Here is a 19605-nt window from a genome sequence, read left to right as displayed (position 1 = left end):
ACAAAAATGTTTATATGTGATATTATGTAAACATATAAACGTTAAAGAAGGTGATATTGTGGCTACTGTTCAAACTCTAGATAAGATAAGAGTAAGCTTAGAGAGACATATAGGAAAGAAAATATTGTTGAAAGCTAATAAAGGAAGAAAGCAGATTATTACAAAAGAGGGTATACTAGAAAAAGTTTATCCAAGCGTGTTCGTTATAAAATTAGATGATGAAAGTAATGGATATCCTAGGGTATCTTATAGTTACTCAGATTTATTAACATCTAATGTAAAATTGCAAGTTTTTAGAGATCAAGATAAATTACAGATAAGTTAAAATTATACCTATTAAAAATAGGTGTAATTTTTTTTTTGCTCCTTAAATATAAATATAGTGTGATACTTTTATAATACTTAAGGAGGTAAACTATGGAATTAATTAAAGATGTAATAAAGATTGACAATAGAATAGACTTCGGGAAATTTCAAACATTTATTGAGGCGGAGGCGGTAGTACCAGACAAAAAATTAGATGTATATGAAATCGTAAAGACAGAAGGATACATATCACTTAAAAAAATTGAAATGGCAGATGGGAAGATACTTTGTAGAGGAAGTTTTAATTATAATGTAATTTATATTGCAGATGATAAAAATACTATTTCTAATGTAGATGGAAAAGTAGATATAAACGAAGTTATAGAGAAAGATAATGTTGTTCAAGATATGGAATACATGTTATTTTCAGAAGTAGAGCATATGGATTGTACTATAATGAATGAGAGAAAAATCAAAGTAGGAGCTCTTATGAATATAAGAGGAAGTTTATTTGAAAAGCAAAGATTAGATATAGTAAAAGATGTATCACAAGTAGAGGGGATACAGAAACATAGAAAAGAAATTTGTTTCCAAGATATAGTTGGAATAGAAAAAGCAGAAAGTTCTATAAGAGATACTATAACTATAAATACAGAAGAAATTCAGTCTATAATAAGTTTAAATCCATCTATTAGAGTAAAAGAAAGTAGAGTGACTGATAATAAGGTTATCATTGGTGGAGTATTGGAAATAAATCCATTAGCTTGTACATATGAGGGTGAACTTGTAGAGTTAGATAGAGTAGGTATTGAGTTTACTCAATTTGTAGAGGTGCCTGGAGTTAGTGATGGCATGATTGAAGAAGTCTTGTTGTCTATGTCAGACTTCAATCATATCTTCAAACAAAATAGTGAAAGTAATACAGGTCTTCTAGAAATAGATTGTATGGCTTCTTGTAAAGTAAAAGTTACAGATGAAGTGACAAGAGAGGTATTGCAAGATGCATATTCTCCTCAAAAAATAATAAAATTTGATCATAAGCCTATTCAATTAAACAAGACTCTAAGAAATAGCGAAGAGACATTTATGGTTAGAGAAGGCATAAGAAATGATAATGATGATATACAAATAAAAGATATTGTAAGCGTTTGTCCAACTATGTCTATAGAAAATAGTTATATTGAAGAAAATAAAAGTATTATACAAGGGATTATAAAAGTTGAGATTTTATTTGTTCCAGTTGAGGGTCTAAAATTAGTTTATAAAATTAGTGAAGAAATTCCATTTGAACATGATATAGAGATGGATAACTTAACTGATACAGCATCTGTGTTTAATACAGCATGTATTGATAAAATTGAAGTTGATTTAAATAGAGATCAAATAGATTTAGTTATAAAAATTAAGCGATTTACTGAGGCACTAGACAAGAAGGCAGAAAACTTTATAATCAAAGGTGAAGACCAAGGTGTATATGACTTGTCTAAAGCTCCTAGTATAATTGTATATATATGTAAAGAGGGCGATACTTTCTGGAATATCGCAAAAAAATACAATACAACAGAAAATGAAATTGCAGAGCTTAATGATATAAAACTGGATGAACCAATTAAGCCTGGCAAGTGTCTTATTTTAGAAAAAAAAGTCGTATTAGTAGATTAATATTAAAAAATTTAAAGTAATTAAGTATAATAGGGTATTATAATACCCTATTATTTTATTTTTTGTAGTATAATATTATTGTTAGTGATGCATTATTCTTTAAACAAGGAGGATAGAATGGATTTTATAAAACTAAAAAGTAAGGCAAAAATAAATTTATCCATTGATGTCTTAGGAAAAAGGCAAGATGGTTATCATTTTGTTGAAATGATAATGCAAACGATAGATTTATACGATATAGTAAAAGTAAAAGGATTAAATGAAGATGAAATAAAGGTAAAAAGCACTAGTTTAGATATTCCTTTAGATGAAGATAATATTGTTTATAAAGCCGCCAAAATACTTAAGAATAAATTTGATATAAAAAAAGGTGTAGAAATATTCATAGAAAAAAATATCCCTGTAGCAGCAGGAATGGCTGGAGGAAGTTCTAATGCAGCTGCGGTATTAGTAGGTCTAAATCAATTATGGAAGCTTGAATTATCTGAATATGAATTAAAAGACATAGGATTTAATTTAGGAGCAGATGTTCCATTTTGTATATCAGGACAACCTGCTTTAGCTCAAGGAGTTGGAGAAGAGCTAACTAATATCAAAGGTTTGCCATATCATATAAATATATTGATATGCAAACCAGATTTATTTGTTTCTACTAAGGAAGTTTATCAAGGTTTAGATTTGAATAATATTAAAAAAAGACCAAATAATAAATATTTGATAGAGTGTTTAAAGTCTGAAGACATAAAAGCTTTATCAGAAAATATGGTAAATGTTCTTGAAAATGTTACTATAAGTAAACATAAAGAAATAGATAATATAAAGCAAGTCATGATGAAAAATAATGCTTTAGGTTCTATGATGAGTGGAAGTGGTCCTACAGTTTTTGGACTATTTGAAAGTAAAGAAGATGCTCTAATTGGAAAAAAAGAATTATTAAAAAAATATAAACAGGTATATGTTGTTAATAGCAGTCAAAAAGGGGTTGAAATTTGTGGAGAATTTAACTAAACTGAACTTGGATAATTACAAGCCATTGAGAGATGTAGTTTTTGAGAATTTAAGAGAAGCAATCTTAGAAGGAAAATTAAAGCCTGGTCAAAGGCTAATGGAAGTACAACTAGCAGAACAATTAGGAGTAAGTAGAACTCCAGTAAGAGAGGCAATAAGAAAGCTTGAATTAGAAGGTTTAGTTGTTATGTTGCCTAGAAAAGGTGCTTATGTAGCAAATATGTCATTAAAAGATATTATGGATGTATTAGAAGTAAGAGCGAGTTTAGAAGGTTTAGCAGCATATCTTGCAGCTGAAAGAATCAGTGATGAAGATATCAAAAAACTTAAAGATATATCAGAAGACTTTAAAAAAAGCACTTTAGAATGTGATGTAGATTCATTATTAAGACTTGATGTAGAATTTCATGAATGTATATTTAAAGCAACAAACAATAAAAAATTAATCCAATTGATAAACTCACTATGGGAACAAGTATATAGGTTTAGAGTTACTTACATGTCTGATTATGACACATCGCACAATATCGTTGAAGAACATAGATATTTACTTGATGCTATAATTAAAGGAGATAGTGAATTATCTAAGCAATATGCTACTGAACATATAGAAAAAGCAGAACAGTTTATGATAGATAAAGCTATGATTAATAAAGACTTATAAAATATAAAGTAAAAAAAGCTATTTTAAAATGATTATAATCATTTTAAAATAGCTTTTTTTATTAATATTAAAAAATATTATGAATAAATTAAATTAAATTGGACATAATTGATGATATAAATTTATCTTAAGGGGGAATTTTCAGTGAGAAAAGTTAAGATTAGATTGGGATTATTAATATTAAGTTTTATATCAGTTATATCAATAATGACAATAGTAATAAATGGTGAAGTAAAAAAAGTCGATAATATATCAAAAGACTATAAAGATAAATTAATAAGATTTCATGTTATAGCAAATAGTAATACAGATGAAGACCAAGCACTTAAATTAAAAGTTAGAGATGAAGTGATAAAATATCTACAACCTAAGCTTCAAAATTCAAAAAGTATAGAAGAAAGTGAAGCGATTATAAAAAGAGAATATGGTAGTTTGGAAGAAATAAGTAAAAATATTATTCTTGAAAATGGATATAATTACAGTGTAAAGGTAGGTATACAATATAGTAATTTTCCTACTAAACAATATTCTAATATAGTTCTTCCAGCTGGTGAATATAAAGCTTTAAAAATTATCATTGGAAAAGGTGAAGGGAAAAATTGGTGGTGTGTCATGTTTCCTCCATTATGTTTTGTTGATGAATCTAATGGAGTGATAGATAAATCTACAGATGATAAGTTGAAAGAAGTATTAACAGATAAAGAATATAAGTTGATAAAACAAGATACACCAAAGAAAACAAGTAGAGTAAAAATTAAGTTTAAGGTACTTGAAGTAGTAAAAGATTTAGAGAAAAAGTTCTAAAAATAAGATTTTAAGGAGTGGTTTTAATCATGGACAGGTGGAGTAAACTGATGGCTATACTATTAGCTTTTACTTGTATATTTATGCCTATTGAAGAGGTGTTTGCATATGAACCAGCAGAGAAAGTTAATAAAATAAATAAAAAAGAAGAAAATATAGCAAAGAAGGAAGTCATAAATTTATCTAATGACGATTTGATGTTATTATCTAGGTTGGTTGCAGGAGAAGCTAGAGGAGAAAGCTATGAGGGACAGGTCGCTGTAGCAGCTGTAGTAATAAATAGGATATTGGACCCTAGATTTCCAGACACAATAGAAGAAGTCATATATCAAAAAAATGCATTCTCAGTTGTGCTTGATGGTTCGATAAATATGGCACCAACAGATTCAGCATGTAAAGCAGCTCAAGATGCACTTTATGGAACTGACCCAACTAATAAAGCAGTATATTTCTGGAATCCAGAAATAGCCACTTGCAAATGGATAAATAGACTAAGTCCATATATGAGAATAGGAAATCATGTGTTTGCAAAATAAATATAAATTTTGAGTAGTGAAAGGAGTTGTCTTTTTCTAGAAATTATTTTCTAATTTGAGATAGCTCCTTTATTTTTTGTGTAAAATAAACTATAATAATCATTTAGGTAATAATATATTAACTATGAATATAAATATAAATTTTAGCGATAAATAAGTTGTTGTTAAACACAAAAATGTAAAGTAGGTGTTGTATAAAGATGAGTAATAAGCCAATAGGAGTTTTTGATTCAGGATTAGGTGGATTAACAGTTCTAAAAGAGATAATGAAAATATTACCAAATGAGGATATAATATACTTTGGAGATACTGCCAGAATACCATATGGTTCAAGATCTAAAGAAACCATAATTAAATATACTTTTCAAGCTATAAACTTTCTAAAGACTAAAGATGTAAAAGCTATAGTTATAGCATGTAATACTGCTACTGCAAGGAGTTTAAAAGAAGCCCAAGAAAAATATGATATACCTATAATTGGAGTTATAGAAGCAGGAGCTAGAACTGCTGTAAGTTCTACAAAAAACAAAATTGTAGGAATAATAGGAACTGAGGGAACTATAAGTTCAAAAGCATATAATTTAGAAATATCTAAAATAGATGAAAGCATAGAAATTGTTAACAAAGCATGCCCTTTATTTGTACCTATTGTTGAAGAAGGATGGGCAAATACAGAAGTAGCTAAATTAACAGCAAAGATATATTTACAAGAATTAAAAGAAAAGAATATAGACTCTTTGGTATTAGGATGTACTCATTACCCTATTTTGAAGAGAACAATAGGCGAAGAAGTTGGAGAACATATAAAACTGGTTAACCCAGCTAAAGAGACTGCTAAAGATTTAAAGACTATTTTAGAAGTACAAAATATGATAAATAACAAAGAAGTTCATGGAGCATATCAATATTATGTATCAGACATACATGAAAAGTTTTCGGATATAGCAAGAGAATTCTTAAAGAAAAAGATTGATAAGATTCAAAAAGTAGAAATACAAAAATATTAGCGTATATGAAGAATTTATGGAGGGAAAATCGTTGAGTGTAAAAATAAGTATAAATACTAGACAATATGATGAAAAAGGAAATATGGACACCATAGAGATGACTACCTTTGGTAAAATTTTTTATAAAAATGATGGAATATATGTTATTTACAAAGAAAAAGAAGAAAATATAGAGATAACTAATACTATAAAGATACTTAAAGATAAAGTTAGTATCAAAAAATTTGGTGCTATTAACTCAACAATGTTGTTTAAGTGTGGAGAAAATAGCACTACAAAATATGTGACCCCACAAGGTACTTTATTAATTGATATTAATACAAGGGAATTGGATATAAATATACAAGAAGGGGAACACATAAAATTGAAAATAGACTATAATATAAAGATACAAGATTTATTTTTAGGTAGGAATAAAATAGATATATACATAGGTATTAAATAATAACTATAGCTATTTTCTAGAAATTTTATAAAGGTAGTGAAAAAACTACCTTTTATTTAATTTATTTGGTATTATTATATTTATATTAAACTTTAATTTCTTAAAATTGATACAAGGGTTTAGCGTTTTTTTATAGAAAGTATACTTAAAAGTGAATAAAACTAAGTGTAAGAGGGATAAATATGATATTTGATAAGGTACTAGGTACTATAAATAAACATAATTTAATACAAAAAGGCGATAAAATAGTTTTAGGTCTTTCTGGAGGGCCTGATTCGGTTTGTTTATTGCATGTACTAAATAGATTAAAACAAGATTTTAATATAGAAATATATGCAGCACATTTAAATCATCAGATAAGAGGGATAGAAGCTCAAAAAGATGCATTATATGTATCTAAACTTTGTGAGGAAATGGGAATTGTATTCTTTGTAAAGTCTATTAATGTACCAAAATATTGTGAAAATGAGGGAGTGTCATTAGAAGAAGGAGCAAGGAAATTAAGATATGAAATGTTTTTTGAAATTAAGGATAAGATTAAAGCTAATAAGATAGCCATAGGTCATAATCTTAATGACCAAGCTGAAACTGTTATGATGCGTATCATGAGAGGAACAGGTCTAACAGGTTTAAAAGGAATTGATTATATTAGAGATAATTGTATAATTAGACCAATATTAGATGTGGAAAGAAGTGATATAGAGGATTATTGTGAAGCTTATAATTTAAATCCTAGAATAGATAAAACAAATTTAGAGAATATATACACTAGAAATAAGATAAGGTTAGACCTTTTACCATATATGAAGGATAATTTTAATTCAAATGTAATAGAATCTATAGTGAGGATGAGCAATAGTTTAAAAATTGATAACGATTATATTGAGAAAGAGGCAGAGGCTAAATTTATAGAAGTTTCAAGTGTAAAAGAAAAGGGCTTTGTAGAGATAAATTTAGACGATTTTATTTGCTTACATGATGCTATCAAAGTTAGGGTTCTTAGAAATTCTATAAAACATATACTAGGAGATACTAATTTTGTTGACCAAAGACACATAGAAGATATAATGTCTTTAGAGGATAATTCAAAAGTAAATAAAATGTTAACTCTTCCAAGAAATATATTTGTTTATAGAAAAAAAGACAGTATAATATTAACCAATGAGGAAATTGTTAATGAGGAGATTGAATTTTATTACAATGTACCTAGTAATGGGTTTATTAAAATAAAAGAATCAAAACAAATTATTGAGACCCAAGTAATGAGTATAGATAGGTATAAGAGTATGAAATTAGACAATTCATCTAAAGGGTTTGATTTTAATAAGGTAAAAGGGGGTATAGTAATAAGGAGCAGAAGGCAAGGTGATAAGATAAAACTTGCTATGGGAAGTAAAAAAGTGAAGGATTTATTCATAGATTTAAAAATCCCAAGAGAAGAAAGATGCAAAATTCCTATAGTCGCAGATAGTGAAGGGATAATATGTGTTGGAGATTATAAAATCAGTGAGAATTATAAAATTGATGAGAACACAAAAGAAGTATTAAAAATTAATTTTAACAAATTATAGAGCAAAGCAATGTATGAAAGGAGGGCTTCTATATTGAATAAGTTGCTAAAAGGGGCAGGTTTTTATCTACTTGTTTTTATAATTATAGTGGGTATAGTTCAATTCTCAGGTAAGCCTACAGAAAAAATAAAAGATTTAAAATTCTCTGAAGTATATAGAGAATTAACCGATGAGAATATATCAAGATTATACTTTGTAAATCAAACTTCAGTAGAAGGTACTATAAAAGATACAAATACAAAGTTTAAGTCATATGTTCCAACAGAAGTAATGGGAAATAAACTTGCAGATGAGGTGTTAGACCAAGCCAAAGCTGGGAAACTAACTTTTGGTGGTGAAGCTAAGCCATCTACACCTTGGTTTGTAGAAATGTTGCCTACATTACTGTTAATATTCTTTATGGTAATTCTTTGGTTCGTATTTATGAATCAGTCTCAAGGTGGAGGCGGAAAGGTTATGAGCTTTGGTAAATCAAAGGCTAAGGTTCATAAAGATGATGAAAAAACTAGAGTTACATTTAAGGATGTGGCTGGATTAGATGAAGAAAAAGAAGATTTACAGGAAGTAGTAGACTTCTTAAAGAATCCTAAGAAATATATTGAATTGGGTGCAAGAATACCAAAAGGTATGCTTATGGTAGGTCCTCCTGGAACTGGTAAAACATATCTATCTAGGGCTGTCGCAGGGGAAGCAGGAGTTCCATTCTTTAGTATAAGTGGTTCTGATTTCGTTGAGATGTTTGTTGGGGTTGGTGCTTCGAGAGTAAGAGATTTATTTGAACAAGCTAAGAAAAGTGCTCCAGCCATAATATTTATAGACGAGATTGATGCAGTTGGTAGAAAAAGAGGTGCAGGTCTTGGTGGAGGTCATGATGAAAGAGAGCAGACTCTTAATCAACTTCTAGTTGAAATGGATGGATTTGGAGTAAACCAAGGTATAATAATCATGGCTGCTACAAATAGACCAGATATACTTGACCCAGCATTACTTAGACCAGGAAGATTTGACAGACAAGTTGTTGTTGGTACACCAGATGTAAAAGGAAGAGAGGCTATATTTAAAGTTCATTCAAGAAATAAGCCACTAAGTGATGATGTTAAAATGGATGTATTAGCTAGGAGAACACCAGGATTTACTCCTGCAGATATAGAGAACTTAATGAATGAAGCTGCAATATTGACAGCTAGAAAAAGAGAAAAGAAAATTAAGATGGAAACTATAGAAGAAGCTATAACTAAGGTTATAGCAGGTGTGGCTAAAAAATCAAAAGTAATAAGTGAAAAAGAAAGAAGACTTACAGCATATCATGAAGGTGGGCATGCAGTTTGTGCTCATGTACTTGAGGAGGTAAGTCCTGTTCATCAAGTTACAATAGTCCCAAGAGGAAGAGCTGGAGGATTTACAATGCAGCTTCCTGTTGAAGATAAATTCTATGCTACAAAAAATGAAATGAAAGAAAATATTGTAGTTTTACTTGGAGGTAGAGTAGCAGAAGAGTTAGTACTTAAAGATGTATCTACAGGTGCTTCAAATGACTTAGAAAGAGTTACAGCTACTGCAAGAAGTATGGTAACAAAATATGGGATGAGTTCTAAGCTTGGTCCAATGTCATTTGATAGTGATGATGAAGTGTTCTTAGGTAATAGTTTTTCAAGTAAGAGAAATTATTCTGAAGAAGTTGCCTTTGAGATAGACCAAGAAACAAAACGTATAGTTGATGGTGCATACGATAAGACAAGAAGTATACTACAAGAAAATATGGATAGATTAGAGTATGTGGCACAAGCCTTACTTATATATGAAACTTTAGATGCAGAACAATTTGTAAAAGCGTTCAATAAAGAATTACCACTAAATGATATTGAAAATGCAATTACAGAGGAAAATTCGCCTAAAGAAGTTGAAGAACAACTAACTATAAAATTAGAAAAAGATGAAGAAAGAAACAATGTTATTGATATAAATAAAAATTTAGATAATAAATCTGATGAAGATAAATAATTTTAAAATATTGGTCATTTTAAGATTATTATCTGTTATGGATTAAATACTAAAACTGAAAGTATAATATTAAATTACTGAGCAGAGTATATTTGCAGGTGTTAATTTGATTGATACTTTCAGTTTTTTTATTATTTTACAAAGGTTTAAGTAAAATATCTACATAAAATATAAATTTGATTATGATAATATATTGAAAAGGAAATTTAAAATTAATAGTATTAAAAGTCTATGAATAATGTATAATTATTTATTAGAAGAAAATAAGTCATGAAATCATGTCATATTAGAGGTGAAATATGCGAGATAAGATAATAGAAATTATATTAAATAATAAATCTGAATTTATTTCAGGGGAAGAATTATCAAAACAATTAGGAGTATCACGTGCAGCTATATGGAAACATATGAAGGCTCTAAAAGAAGAAGGATATAATATAGAGTCTGTAAATAAGAAAGGATATAGATTAGCAGAAAACCCAACTGATTTATTAAGTCCCCAGAATATTTACTATAAATTAAATACAGAGTTTATTGGAAAGAATGTCATACATCTTGAAACTATAGATTCAACTAATGAATATGCAAAAAGAATAGCTACAAATAATATAGATGGAACTGTGATTTTAAGTGAACACCAGGATATGGGAAAAGGTCGATTGGGAAGAAACTGGGATTCTAAACCTCATGAAGGAGTCTGGATGAGCATTATTTTGAAACCAGATATGGAACCATTTAAAGCACCATTTATAACTTTAATAGCAGGGGCAAGTGTAACAAAGGCCTTAAATAATTTAGGAGCAAATACTCTAATAAAATGGCCAAATGATGTTATTTTAAATGGTAAAAAAATATGTGGTATATTAACAGAGTTATCTGCTGAGATTGAAAGAACAAACTATGTTGTTCTTGGAATTGGAATAAATGTTAAGACAATGGATTTTGAACCAGAAATAGCTGAGAAAGCTACATCACTATATAAAGAAGGATATAAATTATCTAGAGTAGATATTGTTAGAAATGTATTGACTGAATTTGAAAAATTGTATTTAGATTATATTGTAAATAACTCTAGAGAAAAAACTTTAAAAATGTGTAGAGATTATTCTGCAATTATAGATAAAAATATATATGTATTAAAAGGTAATGATAAGGAATTAGTGAAATGTATGGACATAAATGAGGATGGAAATTTGTTAGTTCAAAGCAGTGATGGAAATGTAAAAGAAATCATTTCAGGTGAAGTTTCTATAAGAGGAGAGAAGGGATATGTATAATAGTATTTTGGATGTAGAAGGTCTAAAGGTTGGGCAAGTGGAGGATAGAGATGGTCTTACTGGATGTACAGTAGTAATATGTGAAGAAGGAGCTACTTGTGGTGTTGATGTAAGAGGTTCTGCTCCAGGGACTAGAGAAACCGATTTATTGGACCCTGTGAATATGGTTCAAAAAGTTCATGCAGTAGTTTTGGCTGGTGGTTCTGCATATGGTCTTGAATCTACTTGTGGTGTAAGTAGATACTTAGAGGAAAAAGGAATTGGATTTGATGTAGGTGTAGGAAAAGTACCTATAGTTGTTGGAGCAGTGTTATTTGATTTGGCAGCAGGAGATTTTAAGTGTAGACCAGATTTACAAATGGGTTATAGAGCTTGTGAAGTCGCAAGCAAGGACATTTTAAATCAAGGAAATTATGGAGCAGGATGTGGAGCCACTGTTGGAAAGATAAGAGGCCAAGAGTATGCCATGAAAGGTGGTATAGGTAGTTATTCCATAAAATTGGATAATGGTCTAATTGTATCTGCATTGGTTGCTGTAAATGCTCTTGGAGATGTTTATGAAAATGGTAAGGTTATAGCAGGGGCTTTAAATGATAAAAAGACAGAGACTATTGATACATATAAGCTAATGAAACAAGGTGAAAGTAAAGGTGGATTTAGTATAGATAATACTACAATTGGAGTAATTGCAACAAATGCTAAGTTAACTAAAGCTGAATGTAAAAAGGTATCTCAAATGGGGCATGATGGTTATGCAAAAGCCATTTTTCCTATTCACACACCTCATGATGGAGATACAATATTCACAATATCAACAGGAAAAATAGAAACAGATATAACATTATTAGGTTCATTAGCTGTAGAAGCAGTAGAAAAAAGTATAATAAATGCGGTGAAAAAAGCAGATAGTGTAAAAAATATAATAGCGTATAAAGATATAGTAAAAAAACGAGAAATATGATGAAATCAGCATATTTTTCTTGTCAAATTGTTGACAATAGTAATTCGTCTTGATAAAATTATTCTTGTTAGAGCGGGCATCCTAGAATGGTAGCCTGACTCAGAAATATAAGAAAAAAGACCGAAAAACAAAAAAATTAAGTAGTCCGGCATCGTTATGAGCTGGAACGGAGGTGTATTTTTTATGATGAACACAAGTGCATCAGTAAGAAAAGTAAATGTAAGAAAAATGACTATAATAGGAGTACTATCAGCTATTTCTATTATGCTATCTATGACTCCATTGGGATTTATTCCAGTTGGACCTACAAAAGCAACTATAATGCATATACCAGTTATTATTGGGGCTATTATAGAGGGGCCAATAGTTGGGGGTGCAATAGGGTTTATATTTGGAGTATCAAGTCTCTTAAATGCTATAATAAATCCAACCATAACATCCTTTGTTTTTATAAATCCGTTAGTTTCAATATTACCAAGAGTTATGATAGGTATATTGGCTTATTATGTATATCAATTAATAATTAAGGCTACAAATAAGGTATACATATCAGGTTTAATTACAGGAGCTATAGGTTCCTTGTTAAATACAGCTGGAGTTTTAGGAATGATATATGTCTTATATGCTGACAAATATCTTCATGCAATGGGTCAAAGTGGTTCAGCAGGAAAAGTAATAATGGCTCTTGCCGCAGCAAATGGAGTACCAGAAGCAATAGTAGGAGCTTTAGTAGTAGCTGCCGTTGCCACTGTACTTAAGAAAAGCAAAAAATAGAAAGAAGGTTAGTGACATATGCTTCTAGTATTTGATGTTGGAAATACTAATATGGTTTTAGGTATATATAAAGGTGATAAATTAGTTAATTATTGGAGAATTAAAACAGATAGAGAAAAAACATCTGATGAATATGGAATCCTAATAAGTAGCTTATTTGAGTATGATAATGTGGATATAAATTCTATTAATGATGTGATAATATCATCTGTAGTACCAAATGTTATGCATTCTCTTGAAAACTTTTGTATAAAATACTGTAAAAAACATCCATTAATAGTAGGTCCAGGCATAAAAACAGGTCTAAATATAAAATATGATAATCCAAAGCAAGTCGGAGCAGACAGAATAGTTAATGCTGTAGCAGGAATAGAAAAATATGGAGCACCAAGTATACTTGTTGACTTTGGAACAGCAACTACGTTTTGCGCTATCTCTGAAAAAGGTGAATATCTAGGTGGAACAATAGCGCCAGGAATAAAAATATCTAGTGAGGCATTATTTCAAAGTGCGTCTAAATTACCTAGAGTAGAATTAACTAAACCAGGTATGACTATTTGTAAGAGTACTGTATCAGCTATGCAATCTGGAATAATTTATGGATATGTTGGTTTAGTGGATAAAATAATAAGCATGATGAAGAAAGAATTAAATTGTGATGATGTTAAAGTTATAGCTACAGGTGGATTAGCTAAACTGATTGCTTCAGAGACAAAAAGTATAGATTATGTAGATGGTTTTTTAACACTAGAAGGATTAAGAATAATATATGAAAAAAACCAAGAATAATTAATATACAGGGAATTGGGTTATATATCCAATTCCCTTTTTATGATAGTTTCATAGCTTTATGTGGTATATTATAATGAGGAAATATGAACTTTAAAATCAAATCATAAAATAAAGGAAAAAAATAGGAGAAAAGCAATGAAAATAGGAAATTTAGAATTGAAAAATAAAGTTTTTCTATCACCTATGGCAGGAGTAACAGACCTACCATTTAGATTAATTTGTAAAGAACAAGGTTGTGGACTTTTATATACAGAAATGATAAATGGTAAGGCACTTTGCTATGATGATGAAAATACTAAAAAAATGCTTAAGATAGAAGAGGAAGAACATCCAGTAGCTGTTCAGATATTTGGTTCAGAGCCAGATTTTATGGGAAGAGCAGCAGAGATAATGAATGATTATTCAAATGAGATTCTCGATATAAATATGGGATGTCCAGCTCCAAAAGTAGTTAAAAATGGAGATGGGTCAGCACTTATGAAAAATCCTAAGCTCGCGGAGAAGGTATTAAAGGCAGTGGTGAAGAATTCAAAAAAGCCAGTAACTTTAAAGATAAGGAAAGGGTGGGATGATAATAGTGTAAATGCTGTTGAAATAGCAAAGATAGCAGAAGCTTGTGGAATAAGTGCTCTAGCGATACATGGAAGGACTAGAGAACAGTTTTATACAGGTAAAGCAGATTGGAATATAATCGCAGAAATTAAGAAAAATTTAAACATACCTGTTATAGGAAATGGCGATGTATTTACAATAGAAGATTCAATAAATATGTTAGACAAAACTGGTTGTGATGCTATAATGATAGGTAGGGGTGCTCAAGGTAACCCATGGATATTCAAAAGAATAAATCATTATATGAATACAGGTGAGATTTTGCCAGAGCCAACTCTTAACGAAAAAATAAGTACTGCCATTAAGCATTTAAAACTTGCAGTAGAAGAGCATGGAGAGTATGTAGCTGTAAGAGAAATGAGGAAACACATCGCTTGGTATTTAAAAGGACTTAGGAATTCTGCAAGATTAAGGGATGAAATTAACAAAATAGAAGACTATCAAGAAGTTGTGTCGAAATTGGAGTACTATATGGAAGACTCCTTGACATAAAAATAATAGTGACTTATAATATAGCGCATAAATTAAAAAAAGATTATAAAATTTTTAAAATATAATTAGGAAAATTCCTAAGAAATCTGTGAAGGAGTTGTATTTATAATGGAAGAAAATAAAGAGTTTTTATTGACACAAGAGGGATATGATAAATTAGAAGAAGAATTAGAAAACTTAAAGGTTGTAAAGAGAAAAGAAGTTGCAGAGAGAATCAAGGTTGCTATATCTTTTGGTGATTTATCTGAAAATGCTGAGTATGATGAAGCTAAAAAGGAACAAGCACAAGTTGAAGAAAGAATTCTAAAATTAGAAAATATGGTTAGAAAGGCTGTTATCATAGATGAAAGCAAAATAGACCTTAATGTTGTCACAATAGGATCAATAGTTAAAGTTAAGGATTTAGAATTTGATGAAGATGTTGAATATACTATAGTTGGTTCGACAGAAGCAGACCCATATGATGGTAAAATATCAAACGAGTCTCCTGTAGGAAAAGCACTTTTAGGTAGAGCTGTAAAAGAGATTGTAGAAGTGCAAGTTCCTGATGGAGTTGCTAAGTTTGAAATATTAGAAATAAGAAGATAATCTGGAGGAAAAAAATGAAAAATAATCAACAAAGCAATGAAGAAGCACAAATTCAGGAAGACCTTAGTGAAGTACTTCAAGTAAGAAGAGATAAACTAAAAAAATTACAAGAATCAGATAGAGACCCTTTTAAAGAAAGTAGATATGATAGAACTCATTATTCTACTGAGATAAAAGATAACTTTGATTCTCTTGAAGGTAAAACTACAAAAATAGCAGGACGTATAATGAGTAAGAGAATACAAGGTAAGGCTGGTTTTATAGATATTCAAGACCAAGAAGGAAGAATTCAATCTTATGTAAGATTAGATGCTATAGGGGAAGAAGAGTATAGTGTATTTTCAACATATGATATTGGAGATATAGTTGGAATTGAAGGGGAAATATTTAAAACTAAAAAGGGTGAGATATCTGTAAAGGCTAAATCTGTAGTATTACTATGTAAATCTTTACAAGTACTACCAGAAAAATATCATGGATTAAAAGACCAAGAATTAAGATATAGACAAAGATATGTTGACTTAATAGTAAATCCAGAAGTAAAAAATGCTTTTTTAACTAGAACAAAAGCGTTAAAAGCATTGAGAACATACTTAGATGATAGAGGATTTTTAGAGGTTGAGACTCCAATATTAAATACTATAGCAGGTGGAGCAAATGCTAGACCATTTATAACTAACCATAATACTTTACATATACCAATGTATTTAAGAATAGCTAATGAATTATACTTAAAGAGACTTATTGTTGGTGGATTTGATAAAGTTTATGAAATGGGAAGAATGTTTAGAAATGAAGGTATGGATTTAAAACACAATCCTGAATATACTGCAATAGAACTATATCAAGCATATGCTGATTATACTGATATGATGGAAATAACAGAAAATGTTATCGCACATATGGCAGAAGTTGCTACAGGAAGTATGATAATTAACTATCAAGGAACAGAAATAAACTTTACACCTCCTTGGAAAAGAATGAGCATGGAAGAGTGTGTTAAAGAGTATTCTGGGGTAGATTTTTCTACTATAGATACAGACAAAGAAGCGTTAGAAGTTGCTAAAGAAAAAGGTATAGAAATAAAACCTGGAATGAGAAGAGGGGAAGTAATAAATGCTTTCTTTGAAGAGTTTGGAGAAGATAAGTTAATCCAACCAACATTTATAACTCATCATCCAGTTGAAGTATCTCCATTATCTAAAAGAAATAATGAAGACCCAAGAAGAACTGATAGATTTGAAGCATTTGCTAATAAATGGGAATTAGCTAATGCGTTTTCTGAACTTAATGACCCAATTGACCAAAAAGGAAGATTCATGGACCAATTGAGAAAAAGAGAATTAGGTGATGATGAAGCCTTTGAAATGGATGAAGACTTCTTAAAAGCATTAGAGGTAGGTTTACCTCCTACAGGAGGATTAGGAATCGGTATAGATAGAGTAATTATGTTATTAACTAACTCTCCATCTATAAGAGATGTATTATTATTCCCTACTATGAAACCTATTGATAATAATCTAAATAAAGAAGAAGAGAACTAAAAAATATAAGCATTCTACTAAGTTTTAAATTAAGTATAGCTGTTAAATTAGCAATAAATAGCTTTATTTTATTTAAAGTGTTACTGTAGAATGCTTTTTATATGTGACAAATTACTTTTTAGATATTTAATTTATAAATTACCAACAAACATTAAAAAATGATATTAATTTTTGTTGATTGAGACTTTATATTTAGAAAATATGATTGAAAGTAATTTATTATGAAAATATTTAGAATAATTTTTGAGAAGGTAAAAGGAATATTTTCTGAGAATACTATATATAAAAAATTATTGGGGGAATGTCTGATGTTTCAAGTAATTGATTTTTTATGTTTATTCTGTGTTGGATTTTTAGTTCTTGATGTTATGGTATATTTTTGTAAAGATGCAATGGATATCTTTGAAAGTACAACTAAGGTTAATAAAGTTAAGAGCATAAATGTTTGGGCAGATAGAGTCAGAGCTAATTCATATTCTTATGAAAATAAAATTGCAAAATAGGTAAAACTATATATGCAGGTATTGCTTGTAATATCAAGGGTTATATCTATTAGTTTTAATTGAATTTATTAAAAAAAACAAAGAGTTATAACCTTTTTAAAAATAAAAAATAAAAAAATATCGAAAAAGTGTTGACGAAACATTTTTAAGATGATATAGTATTACTTGTCCTTAAGAAAAGGGCAAACATGAAAAATGAACTTTGAAAATTAAACAGTAGGTTAATTTATAAAACAAGAAACAAACCATAAAGCCAGATATTTTGATAACAATAGTATCTGAGCCTGATAAACTTTTATTTGAGAGTTTGATCCTGGCTCAGGATGAACGCTGGCGGCGTGCCTAACACATGCAAGTTGAGCGATTTACTTCGGTAAAGAGCGGCGGACGGGTGAGTAACGCGTGGGTAACCTACCCTGTACACACGGATAACATACCGAAAGGTATGCTAATACGGGATAACATATTTGAGAGGCATCTCTTAAATATCAAAGGTGAGCCAGTACAGGATGGACCCGCGTCTGATTAGCTAGTTGGTAAGGTAACGGCTTACCAAGGCGACGATCAGTAGCCGACCTGAGAGGGTGATCGGCCACATTGGAACTGAGACACGGTCCAAACTCCTACGGGAGGCAGCAGTGGGGAATATTGCACAATGGGCGAAAGCCTGATGCAGCAACGCCGCGTGAGTGATGAAGGCCTTCGGGTCGTAAAACTCTGTCCTCAAGGAAGATAATGACGGTACTTGAGGAGGAAGCCCCGGCTAACTACGTGCCAGCAGCCGCGGTAATACGTAGGGGGCTAGCGTTATCCGGATTTACTGGGCGTAAAGGGTGCGTAGGCGGTCTTTCAAGTCAGGAGTGAAAGGCTACGGCTCAACCGTAGTAAGCTCTTGAAACTGGGAGACTTGAGTGCAGGAGAGGAGAGTGGAATTCCTAGTGTAGCGGTGAAATGCGTAGATATTAGGAGGAACACCAGTTGCGAAGGCGGCTCTCTGGACTGTAACTGACGCTGAGGCACGAAAGCGTGGGGAGCAAACAGGATTAGATACCCTGGTAGTCCACGCTGTAAACGATGAGTACTAGGTGTCGGGGGTTACCCCCCTCGGTGCCGCAGCTAACGCATTAAGTACTCCGCCTGGGAAGTACGCTCGCAAGAGTGAAACTCAAAGGAATTGACGGGGACCCGCACAAGTAGCGGAGCATGTGGTTTAATTCGAAGCAACGCGAAGAACCTTACCTAAGCTTGACATCCCAATGACATCTCCTTAATCGGAGAGTTCCCTTCGGGGACATTGGTGACAGGTGGTGCATGGTTGTCGTCAGCTCGTGTCGTGAGATGTTGGGTTAAGTCCCGCAACGAGCGCAACCCTTGTCTTTAGTTGCCATCATTAAGTTGGGCACTCTAGAGAGACTGCCAGGGATAACCTGGAGGAAGGTGGGGATGACGTCAAATCATCATGCCCCTTATGCTTAGGGCTACACACGTGCTACAATGGGTAGTACAGAGGGTTGCCAAGCCCGTAAGGTGGAGCTAATCCCTTAAAGCTACTCTCAGTTCGGATTGTAGGCTGAAACTCGCCTACATGAAGCTGGAGTTACTAGTAATCGCAGATCAGAATGCTGCGGTGAATGCGTTCCCGGGTCTTGTACACACCGCCCGTCACACCACGGGAGTTGGAGACGCCCGAAGCCGATTATCTAACCTTTTGGAAGAAGTCGTCGAAGGTGGAATCAATAACTGGGGTGAAGTCGTAACAAGGTAGCCGTATCGGAAGGTGCGGCTGGATCACCTCCTTTCTAAGGAGAATTACCTACTGTTTAATTTTGAGGGTTCGTTTTTACGAATACTCAAAATTAGCACTTAAAGCAACGGGATTTATCCGTTGGCGCTGTGCGTTAGCACTTTGAGCAACAGAATAAGCTGAGCGTATGCGAAGTTTGTTTGTTGGCGACGTGCGTTAGCACTTTGAAAACTGCATATATATTTAGTGATATGACATCTAATTTGTAATATATAAAGCTGATAACTTTTAAAAATTATCAAGTTGATAGACTT

The 19605-nt window shown here is 31.2% G+C and carries 18 protein-coding genes and 1 rRNA gene; all 19 read left to right on the top strand.

The window, feature by feature from the left end; all coding sequences use genetic code 11:
- The first annotated feature begins 58 nt into the window (after positions 1-58).
- The 19 genes from ACTG46_RS18850 (at position 59) to ACTG46_RS18760 (ending at position 19346) form a co-directional block, all read left to right on the top strand.
- Entirely contained in the window at positions 59-325 is a 267-nt protein-coding gene (locus ACTG46_RS18850; RefSeq protein WP_009892135.1) for a Veg family protein, read from the top strand.
- 92 nt (positions 326-417) lie between these two features.
- Positions 418-1968 (top strand): DUF3794 and LysM peptidoglycan-binding domain-containing protein, encoded by a 1551-nt coding sequence (locus ACTG46_RS18845; RefSeq protein WP_054271999.1) that lies wholly within the window; start codon positions 418-420, stop codon positions 1966-1968.
- A 117-nt stretch (positions 1969-2085) separates the two neighbouring features.
- The gene (gene ispE, locus ACTG46_RS18840) at positions 2086-2976 is read left to right on the top strand and encodes a 4-(cytidine 5'-diphospho)-2-C-methyl-D-erythritol kinase (protein WP_479923386.1); all 891 of its coding nucleotides are present in this window, start codon (positions 2086-2088) and stop codon (positions 2974-2976) included.
- On the top strand, positions 2960-3640 hold the full coding sequence (locus tag ACTG46_RS18835; RefSeq protein WP_223195706.1) for a GntR family transcriptional regulator: 681 nt from the start codon (positions 2960-2962) through the stop codon (positions 3638-3640). Before ispE ends, ACTG46_RS18835 begins: the two co-directional genes overlap by 17 nt.
- Before the next feature lie 144 nt (positions 3641-3784).
- Positions 3785-4444 (top strand): stage II sporulation protein R, encoded by a 660-nt coding sequence (gene spoIIR / locus ACTG46_RS18830; protein WP_479923385.1) that lies wholly within the window; start codon positions 3785-3787, stop codon positions 4442-4444.
- A gap of 50 nt (positions 4445-4494) precedes the next feature.
- Entirely contained in the window at positions 4495-4980 is a 486-nt protein-coding gene (locus ACTG46_RS18825) for a cell wall hydrolase (RefSeq protein WP_054271995.1), read from the top strand.
- Positions 4981-5180: 200 nt separating this feature from the next.
- The gene (gene murI / locus ACTG46_RS18820) at positions 5181-5987 is read left to right on the top strand and encodes a glutamate racemase (RefSeq protein ID WP_054271994.1); all 807 of its coding nucleotides are present in this window, start codon (positions 5181-5183) and stop codon (positions 5985-5987) included.
- Between the two features lie 16 nt (positions 5988-6003).
- The gene (locus tag ACTG46_RS18815) at positions 6004-6432 is read left to right on the top strand and encodes a YwiB family protein (protein ID WP_054271993.1); all 429 of its coding nucleotides are present in this window, start codon (positions 6004-6006) and stop codon (positions 6430-6432) included.
- A gap of 182 nt (positions 6433-6614) precedes the next feature.
- Positions 6615-8003, top strand: coding sequence for a tRNA lysidine(34) synthetase TilS (gene tilS / locus ACTG46_RS18810; RefSeq protein ID WP_054271992.1), 1389 nt, complete (start codon positions 6615-6617; stop codon positions 8001-8003).
- A 33-nt stretch (positions 8004-8036) separates the two neighbouring features.
- Positions 8037-10004 carry an ATP-dependent zinc metalloprotease FtsH gene (gene ftsH, locus ACTG46_RS18805; protein ID WP_054271991.1) on the top strand — a complete coding sequence of 656 codons (1968 nt, stop codon included), beginning with the start codon at positions 8037-8039 and terminating at the stop codon, positions 10002-10004.
- Positions 10005-10303: 299 nt separating this feature from the next.
- On the top strand, positions 10304-11281 hold the full coding sequence (locus tag ACTG46_RS18800) for a biotin--[acetyl-CoA-carboxylase] ligase (RefSeq protein ID WP_054277780.1): 978 nt from the start codon (positions 10304-10306) through the stop codon (positions 11279-11281).
- The gene (locus ACTG46_RS18795; protein ID WP_479923384.1) at positions 11274-12242 is read left to right on the top strand and encodes a P1 family peptidase; all 969 of its coding nucleotides are present in this window, start codon (positions 11274-11276) and stop codon (positions 12240-12242) included. Before ACTG46_RS18800 ends, ACTG46_RS18795 begins: the two co-directional genes overlap by 8 nt.
- A 183-nt stretch (positions 12243-12425) precedes the next feature.
- Complete coding sequence (locus ACTG46_RS18790; RefSeq protein WP_021386471.1) at positions 12426-13016, top strand: ECF transporter S component; 591 nt, start codon at positions 12426-12428, stop codon at positions 13014-13016.
- A gap of 18 nt (positions 13017-13034) precedes the next feature.
- Positions 13035-13805, top strand: coding sequence for a type III pantothenate kinase (locus ACTG46_RS18785; protein ID WP_021386477.1), 771 nt, complete (start codon positions 13035-13037; stop codon positions 13803-13805).
- A gap of 138 nt (positions 13806-13943) precedes the next feature.
- Complete coding sequence (gene dusB, locus ACTG46_RS18780) at positions 13944-14912, top strand: tRNA dihydrouridine synthase DusB (RefSeq protein WP_054277779.1); 969 nt, start codon at positions 13944-13946, stop codon at positions 14910-14912.
- 108 nt (positions 14913-15020) lie between these two features.
- Positions 15021-15500, top strand: coding sequence for a transcription elongation factor GreA (greA, locus tag ACTG46_RS18775; RefSeq protein ID WP_054271987.1), 480 nt, complete (start codon positions 15021-15023; stop codon positions 15498-15500).
- 14 nt (positions 15501-15514) lie between these two features.
- Positions 15515-17044, top strand: coding sequence for a lysine--tRNA ligase (gene lysS, locus ACTG46_RS18770; protein ID WP_479923383.1), 1530 nt, complete (start codon positions 15515-15517; stop codon positions 17042-17044).
- A 308-nt stretch (positions 17045-17352) separates the two neighbouring features.
- A complete protein-coding gene (locus tag ACTG46_RS18765; protein ID WP_054271985.1) occupies positions 17353-17547 on the top strand; it encodes a hypothetical protein in 195 nt (64 codons plus the stop codon).
- Positions 17548-17842: 295 nt separating this feature from the next.
- Positions 17843-19346 (top strand): 16S ribosomal RNA (locus tag ACTG46_RS18760).
- Positions 19347-19605 lie beyond the last annotated feature (259 nt).

It is taken from the genome of Clostridioides sp. LIBA-7678, from assembly GCF_056716065.1.
Note: the sequence above shows the minus strand (reverse complement) of the source record. Positions and strands in the feature narration are given on the sequence as shown.

Excerpts from the sequence above, each read along its gene's own strand:
- ACTG46_RS18845 (WP_054271999.1), top strand. The coding sequence starts at position 418 with ATGGAATTAATTAAAGATGTAATAAAGATTGACAATAGAATAGACTTC.
- ispE (WP_479923386.1), top strand. The coding sequence starts at position 2,086 with ATGGATTTTATAAAACTAAAAAGTAAGGCAAAAATAAATTTATCCATT.
- ACTG46_RS18825 (WP_054271995.1), top strand. The coding sequence starts at position 4,495 with ATGGCTATACTATTAGCTTTTACTTGTATATTTATGCCTATTGAAGAG.
- murI (WP_054271994.1), top strand. The coding sequence starts at position 5,181 with ATGAGTAATAAGCCAATAGGAGTTTTTGATTCAGGATTAGGTGGATTA.
- ACTG46_RS18815 (WP_054271993.1), top strand. The coding sequence starts at position 6,004 with ATGGAGGGAAAATCGTTGAGTGTAAAAATAAGTATAAATACTAGACAA.
- tilS (WP_054271992.1), top strand. The coding sequence starts at position 6,615 with ATGATATTTGATAAGGTACTAGGTACTATAAATAAACATAATTTAATA.
- ACTG46_RS18800 (WP_054277780.1), top strand. The coding sequence starts at position 10,304 with ATGCGAGATAAGATAATAGAAATTATATTAAATAATAAATCTGAATTT.
- ACTG46_RS18795 (WP_479923384.1), top strand. The coding sequence starts at position 11,274 with ATGTATAATAGTATTTTGGATGTAGAAGGTCTAAAGGTTGGGCAAGTG.
- ACTG46_RS18790 (WP_021386471.1), top strand. The coding sequence starts at position 12,426 with ATGATGAACACAAGTGCATCAGTAAGAAAAGTAAATGTAAGAAAAATG.
- ACTG46_RS18785 (WP_021386477.1), top strand. The coding sequence starts at position 13,035 with ATGCTTCTAGTATTTGATGTTGGAAATACTAATATGGTTTTAGGTATA.
- dusB (WP_054277779.1), top strand. The coding sequence starts at position 13,944 with ATGAAAATAGGAAATTTAGAATTGAAAAATAAAGTTTTTCTATCACCT.
- greA (WP_054271987.1), top strand. The coding sequence starts at position 15,021 with ATGGAAGAAAATAAAGAGTTTTTATTGACACAAGAGGGATATGATAAA.
- lysS (WP_479923383.1), top strand. The coding sequence starts at position 15,515 with ATGAAAAATAATCAACAAAGCAATGAAGAAGCACAAATTCAGGAAGAC.
- ACTG46_RS18765 (WP_054271985.1), top strand. The coding sequence starts at position 17,353 with ATGTTTCAAGTAATTGATTTTTTATGTTTATTCTGTGTTGGATTTTTA.